Origin of the sequence: Clostridium sp. CAG:43, assembly GCF_000434655.1 — a bacterium.
GTDB lineage: Bacteria > Bacillota > Clostridia > Lachnospirales > Lachnospiraceae > Otoolea > Otoolea fessa.
Genome location: NZ_FR895037.1, coordinates 1 through 5,604, shown reverse-complemented (window position 1 = coordinate 5,604; position 5,604 = coordinate 1). Strand labels below are relative to the sequence as shown.

8 protein-coding genes and 2 pseudogenes (1 of these 10 only partly in view) are annotated in these 5,604 nt (G+C 44.7%); 9 read left to right on the top strand and 1 reads right to left on the bottom strand.

The genetic code is table 11. From position 1 onward, the window contains the following. Nucleotides 1-1,997, top strand: a pseudogene (locus QVO97_RS03220) (NYN domain-containing protein) (its annotated part extends 788 nt beyond the left edge of the window); the annotation flags it as partial. 27 nt (nucleotides 1,998-2,024) lie between these two features. Here the strand turns inward: QVO97_RS03220 and QVO97_RS03215 are convergent. After that, nucleotides 2,025-2,156: a hypothetical protein gene (locus QVO97_RS03215; protein ID WP_279221096.1), complete on the bottom strand. Its 132-nt coding sequence runs from the start codon at nucleotides 2,154-2,156 to the stop codon at nucleotides 2,025-2,027. A 39-nt stretch (nucleotides 2,157-2,195) separates the two neighbouring features. On the opposite strand from QVO97_RS03215, the gene QVO97_RS03210 reads away from it, so the two are divergent. From QVO97_RS03210 to QVO97_RS03175, 8 genes and pseudogenes are all read left to right on the top strand, one after another. Next, nucleotides 2,196-2,576 carry a DUF4186 domain-containing protein gene (locus QVO97_RS03210; RefSeq protein WP_288188773.1) on the top strand — a complete coding sequence of 127 codons (381 nt, stop codon included), beginning with the start codon at nucleotides 2,196-2,198 and terminating at the stop codon, nucleotides 2,574-2,576. Beyond that, nucleotides 2,534-2,944, top strand: coding sequence for a VOC family protein (locus QVO97_RS03205; RefSeq protein WP_337376326.1), 411 nt, complete (start codon nucleotides 2,534-2,536; stop codon nucleotides 2,942-2,944). Before QVO97_RS03210 ends, QVO97_RS03205 begins: the two co-directional genes overlap by 43 nt. A gap of 24 nt (nucleotides 2,945-2,968) precedes the next feature. Next, complete coding sequence (locus QVO97_RS03200) at nucleotides 2,969-3,442, top strand: YaiI/YqxD family protein (RefSeq protein ID WP_022358967.1); 474 nt, start codon at nucleotides 2,969-2,971, stop codon at nucleotides 3,440-3,442. Further along, a pseudogene (locus QVO97_RS03195) lies at nucleotides 3,429-3,643 on the top strand (aspartate dehydrogenase). Before QVO97_RS03200 ends, QVO97_RS03195 begins: the two are co-directional and overlap by 14 nt. 1 nt (nucleotide 3,644) lies before the next feature. Further along, a complete protein-coding gene (locus tag QVO97_RS03190) occupies nucleotides 3,645-3,986 on the top strand; it encodes an arsenate reductase family protein (RefSeq protein WP_022358966.1) in 342 nt (113 codons plus the stop codon). Continuing rightward, nucleotides 3,987-4,511: an O-acetyl-ADP-ribose deacetylase gene (locus tag QVO97_RS03185; RefSeq protein WP_022358965.1), complete on the top strand. Its 525-nt coding sequence runs from the start codon at nucleotides 3,987-3,989 to the stop codon at nucleotides 4,509-4,511. A gap of 109 nt (nucleotides 4,512-4,620) precedes the next feature. Further along, a complete protein-coding gene (locus tag QVO97_RS03180; protein WP_182457250.1) occupies nucleotides 4,621-4,791 on the top strand; it encodes a hypothetical protein in 171 nt (56 codons plus the stop codon). Between the two features lie 326 nt (nucleotides 4,792-5,117). After that, on the top strand, nucleotides 5,118-5,510 hold the full coding sequence (locus tag QVO97_RS03175; protein ID WP_022358964.1) for a TnpV protein: 393 nt from the start codon (nucleotides 5,118-5,120) through the stop codon (nucleotides 5,508-5,510). The last annotated feature ends 94 nt before the right edge of the window (nucleotides 5,511-5,604 follow it).

Here is a 5,604-nt window from a genome sequence, read left to right as displayed (position 1 = left end):
TGAGCGAGGCACCGGCGGGTATGATTTGTGCGGCAACGGGACTTTTGCACACGAAACCGGGCGAGGGGCTTGGAGTCTGTGAAATGGGCGCGGAACCGGTGCTGGAGCCGGTTTTGACGTATCGCGTCGAGCTTCCGGAGGATGTGGATGCGGCGGCGATGCTGCCGAAACTGCTTCAATTAGAGGAAGAAGAGCCGGAGCTTCATATTGTCTGGGAGGAAGAAAAGAAAGAGATTCACGCCCAGATCATGGGCGAGATCCAGATGGAGATTCTGAAAAGCCTGATTGCAGAGCGTTTTGGGGTAAATGTCCGGTTTGGCGGGCGCAGCATTGTATATAAAGAAACGATCACCGATACGGTCGAGGGTGTCGGGCATTTTGAGCCGCTCCGCCATTATGCGGAGGTACATCTGCTTCTGGAGCCGGGAGAACCGGGCAGCGGGCTGGTATTTGATACCGATTGCAGTGAAGATATTTTAAGTAAAAACTGGCAGCGACTGGTGCTGACGCATCTGGAAGAAAAAGTACACCGGGGTGTTCTGATTGGGGCGCCGATCACGGATATGAAAATTACGCTGAAATCGGGACGCGCCCATGTGAAACATACAGAAGGCGGCGATTTCCGACAGTCCGTGTACCGGGCGGTCCGTCAGGGACTGATGCAGGCGCATTCGGTGCTGTTGGAACCATTTTATGCCTTTCACCTGACGATACCGGACAAGATGGTGGGACGTGCAATGACCGATCTGGAGCGGCGGTTTGCCGTCTTTGAGGGACCGGCGCTGGAGGACGGGCAGGCAATATTAACCGGACGTGCCCCGGTATCGGCACTCGATGGATATCAGACGGAGGTGACGGCGTACACGGGCGGATTGGGACAGATGATCTGCACGCTCGATGGCTACGGACCGTGCCACAATGAAGAAGAAATCATTGCGGCAGCCGGGTATGATCCGGATGCGGATCTGGCAAACCCGAGCGGATCTGTTTTCTGTGCACACGGAGCTGGATTTGTCGTCAACTGGGACGAGGTCAAAGATTACATGCATCTGGAAAGCTGCCTGGGTGCGTCCAATGGAAAGCGGCGGATGGAGGCGATTGAAGCAGGCGCACGTTCCTCCGACGGACAGGGCGGAGGTTCTGTCGAGGAGATGTGGATTGGAACGGATGAGGTCGATGCGATTCTGGCACGCACCTATCATGCCAATAAAAAGGAAGACGGCGGAAAACGCCGCTGGGGCGGAACCAGTAAACGACCAGTGCAGCAGTACGGCGCGGGTGTGTATGGAGAAACGGCGCGGAGACAGGAAGCGGTGAGACAGAAGAGCGATTCGAAAGCCGGGACAGCTGGAGCTTCGACATTTGGAAATGTGGGAAAATCAGGAGGATCCGTGGCTGGAAATGCAGGGGGATTTGAGCATGCAGGAAAAGCGCCGGAAAGTGGCAGACAGGACAGCAGAACTGGCAGCTCCAAAGGAAAAATGGCATCAGCGGTTCGGGAATATCTGCTGGTAGATGGCTACAACATTATTTTTTCCTGGGACGAGTTAAATGAGCTGGCAAAGATCAACATTGACAGCGCCCGTGGTAAGCTGCTGGATATTCTATGCGATTATCAGGGAAGCCGCGGTATCGAGGTGATAGCGGTGTTCGATGCTTACCGGGTGCAGGGACACCGGACGGAGGTGACGGATTACCACAACATTCATGTAGTCTTTACGAAAGAGGCGGAGACAGCTGATCAGTACATCGAAAAATTTGCCCATGAAAATGGGAGGAAATATACGGTGATGGTAGCGACCTCCGACCGTCTGGAACAGATCATCATCCGTGGGCAGGGCTGCGGGCTGTATTCGGCGCGGGATTTTGAGGAAGAGGTAGACCGTGTGAAGAATCAGACACGTGAGCATACCAACCGACCGCATAGCGGACATAAAAATTATCTGTTGGATTCGGTGCCGGAGGAGGTGCTACGACAGGTGAAGAAGGACGAATAATGTATAAAAAGCGGATGTTCGTATAGATTACTCGAAGGCATGAATCAGATCCTTCTGCATAAATTTCATCAGTTCTGCTGCCGCAGGCGACTGCATTTCCCGTACGGGGGCGGCGATTCCGATCTCAAAGGACGGGGAAGCGTCGAGCGGCAGTGTCACAACCGGTCCATCCCATGAGCTGGAAGTAGTGAAGTTTTAATGACTAAGGATGAATGGTACAGGCAGTTATTTGAGCGACTGGATAATTCAAAGTTCCGAAGCAGTTTTCATCTGAAACAGAAAGATATTGATTACATACATGAAAAAAGGTTGGATACAATCCGGCAACATGTAAAGGAATTTATTGCAAAGAGAGAAGCTCCCGCATATATAGCGAATGATGGTAAACAAACACCGATGAAAGGTCACCCAGTATTTATTGCTCAGCACGCAACGGCAACATGTTGTAGGGAGTGCATACGAAAGTGGCATAAAATGCAGCCAGGAAAGGAATTGAGTCAGGTGCAGCAGGATTACCTTGTAGATGTAATTATGACATGGATTCAACGAGAAATGGAGAGGCAGGAACAAAAAATATGAGTTTGAAAAATGTATTGATCATTGTTGATAATATTGACGAATCAATTGATTTTTATGAAGAACTGTTTGGATTGCGTGTGATTACAAGGCTGGAAGGTAATGTAATAATGTCTGAGGGGCTTGTATTACAGGATGTAGATGTATGGTATGACAGTACAGAAATACCTACAACTCCACATAACAATATGACAGAACTTTATTTTGAAGATAATGATATAGAAGGTATTATTGAAAAACTGGAGTCTGGCAAGTATGTTGTAAGTTATGTTACGGAATTAATGGAACTTGAAGGTGGACAGAAGCTTGTAAGATTTTATGATCCATCAGGAAATCTTATAGAAGTACGAACACCAGTTAATCACAACTGATATGATGTGGATTTGAGGAAAAATATGCAGATATTTGTAGATGCAGATGCGTGTCCGGTAGTGGATATTGTTGAGACAATAGCAGAGAAATATAATATTTCTACCACCTTGTTGTGTGATACGAATCATATTTTGTATTCTGATTACAGCGAAGTGATTGTAGTAGGTGCAGGAGCAGATGCTGTAGATTATAAGCTGATTAGTATTTGCCATAAAGGGGATGTAGTAGTATCGCAGGATTATGGTGTCGCTGCTATGGCTCTTGGAAAAGGTGCATATGCTATTCACCAATCAGGCAAGTGGTACACGAATGAGAACATAGATCAGATGCTTATGGAGCGCCATCTTAACAAGAAGGCAAGGCGTAGCTCTCATAAGAATCATATGAAAGGACCGAGAAAGCGTACAGAAGAAGATGATGTACGCTTTGCACAGTCCTTTGAAAAACTTATACTGATGGCAAAGTCAAAAGAAGGTACTCAGAGTGGGACTATTTAAGAAAAAGATAGTTACAAAGACATATGATAAAGAAAAAAACCAGTAATCAAAGCGAGCATATGTAATGGCGAGCAGGTTGCAGGCTTTAAGGACATTCATACAGGTAAGATAGAAGAGATTATGCTGATTAAGAACCAGGCAGACCTTGATGCATTCAAGAAAATGTATGGAATAAATGGAGAGATAGAGAAGGAATACTGATATGAATATACAGATATTTGGAACAAAGAAATGCAATGATACTAAGAAGGCGGAGCGTTTTTTCAAGGAGCGGGGCATAAAGTATCAGTTCATTGATATGAAAGAAAAAGGTATGAGCAAAGGAGAATTTAATTCAGTAGCTCAGGCAAATGGTGGATTAGAAAATATGGTTAATTGGGATGGCAAGGACAAGGATTTACTTGCTCTTATTAAGTATATCGCAGATGAAGATAAGCTCGACAAGGTGATTGAGAATCCACAGGTAATTAAAACACCAGTAGTAAGAAACGGAAAGCAATCAACACTTGGTTATCAGCCGGATATCTGGAAAGGATGGAACTAAATGTACTTAATTAAGACTTTAATGGGAGACATAACAAAAGTAACAGAGGTGCAGGCAATCGTGAATGCAGCAAACAACTCTCTTCTTGGTGGAGGCGGTGTAGATGGTGCGATTCATAGAGCAGCAGGACCGGAGCTTCTGGCGGAGTGCAGGACACTTCACGGATGTGAGACTGGAGAAGCAAAGATAACAAAAGCCTATAATCTGCCATGTGATTATGTGATACATACTGTAGGACCGATATGGAATGGTGGAAGGAATAGAGAAGAGGAACTTCTTGCTAACTGCTATTTTAATTCCATGAAGCTGGCAATGGATAATGGAATCAGGTCTATTGCATTTCCTTCTATATCAACGGGAATATATAGTTTTCCAGTTGAGTTGGCAGCAAAGATTGCAGTACATACAGTAAACGGGTTCTTGCAGGATAATCCGGACAGCTTTGATTTGGTGGAATGGGTGCTGTTTGATACTCATACTGAATCAGTATATGAAGCAGAGGTTGATAAGTTATATGACAAATAAAATGACAAAAGGGAACTTTTATGTACGCTGAAAAAACAAATTATGATGATATTGGAATGTCGAGCAGGTTACGGAATATTCTCAGAAGAAATGGATTTGAGTCATTGCTGTGTTAGAGGTGATTGGAGTAAATGTTTCTGACGATGTTAAAAATTATGTAATGGATGAGCACTTAGATTGGATAAAGTTAGAAAAGCATCTTGATGAAGATTGTGTACTTCCTATGAATGTTTTTCGACAGATGATTGAGAAACTTCAAAATCAAGAGCAAAATTCTTAGTAGTAACTCTTTCCGTTTTACTACCAATTTTACTACTAACAGGTAGTAACAACATGCTCAGTTCTGCTCTGATTTGCCACAATCCGTAATTTCAGAGCGTTTAACAAAATCCCCTAAAACCCTTGCAAATCAAGGCGTTTTAGGGCAAAAAGGAGTAAATCAAAACTATGATAAAAGTATTATTCATCTGTCACGGCAATACGTGCAGAAATCTCTAAAATCCCCTGTAATATCAAGGTTTTTCAGGCTTGAAGGTAGTGCTACTACACCACTACTACACCAGTGAGTCTCGATGTGACAAAAATTTTGAAATCGAGGTCAAGTTTATGGAAAACAAAAAGAGTATCAACAATATGGAATATGTATTAGTTGGAGATTACTACATCCCGGATCTGAAGCTTCCCAATAAGGAACGCCCTATCGGGAAATATGGGCGGATGCACCGAGAGTATCTGAAAGAGCACAATCCAATGATGTTCAATGATTTGGTTCTGGACGGCCAGCTCTGGACTTACCTTGCCGATTTGAACGAGCAGGTACAGGAGCGTTTGTCCCTGATTGTTGAGCAGATGAAGGCCGCTGAGGGCGTGACTGAGGAACTGAAAGCCAGTGACCAGATGGCATGGGTACAAGCTATGAACAACATTTACAATCGGGCGGAAGAAATTATCCTTTGGGAATTGATTTACAATGTTGGACGAACAGAAAGAGTTGATTGAGAAATACATAGACTGCATACAAGAATCAAACTATTGCGGACTGTCTGCTGTTCCAGAACGGTTTTAAATTGAGGACCATGATGATGGATGAGAA

Excerpts from the sequence above, each read along its gene's own strand:
- QVO97_RS03210 (WP_288188773.1), top strand. The coding sequence starts at position 2,196 with ATGACTAAGGATGAATGGTACAGGCAGTTATTTGAGCGACTGGATAAT.
- QVO97_RS03205 (WP_337376326.1), top strand. The coding sequence starts at position 2,534 with ATGGATTCAACGAGAAATGGAGAGGCAGGAACAAAAAATATGAGTTTG.
- QVO97_RS03200 (WP_022358967.1), top strand. The coding sequence starts at position 2,969 with ATGCAGATATTTGTAGATGCAGATGCGTGTCCGGTAGTGGATATTGTT.
- QVO97_RS03190 (WP_022358966.1), top strand. The coding sequence starts at position 3,645 with ATGAATATACAGATATTTGGAACAAAGAAATGCAATGATACTAAGAAG.
- QVO97_RS03185 (WP_022358965.1), top strand. The coding sequence starts at position 3,987 with ATGTACTTAATTAAGACTTTAATGGGAGACATAACAAAAGTAACAGAG.
- QVO97_RS03175 (WP_022358964.1), top strand. The coding sequence starts at position 5,118 with ATGGAAAACAAAAAGAGTATCAACAATATGGAATATGTATTAGTTGGA.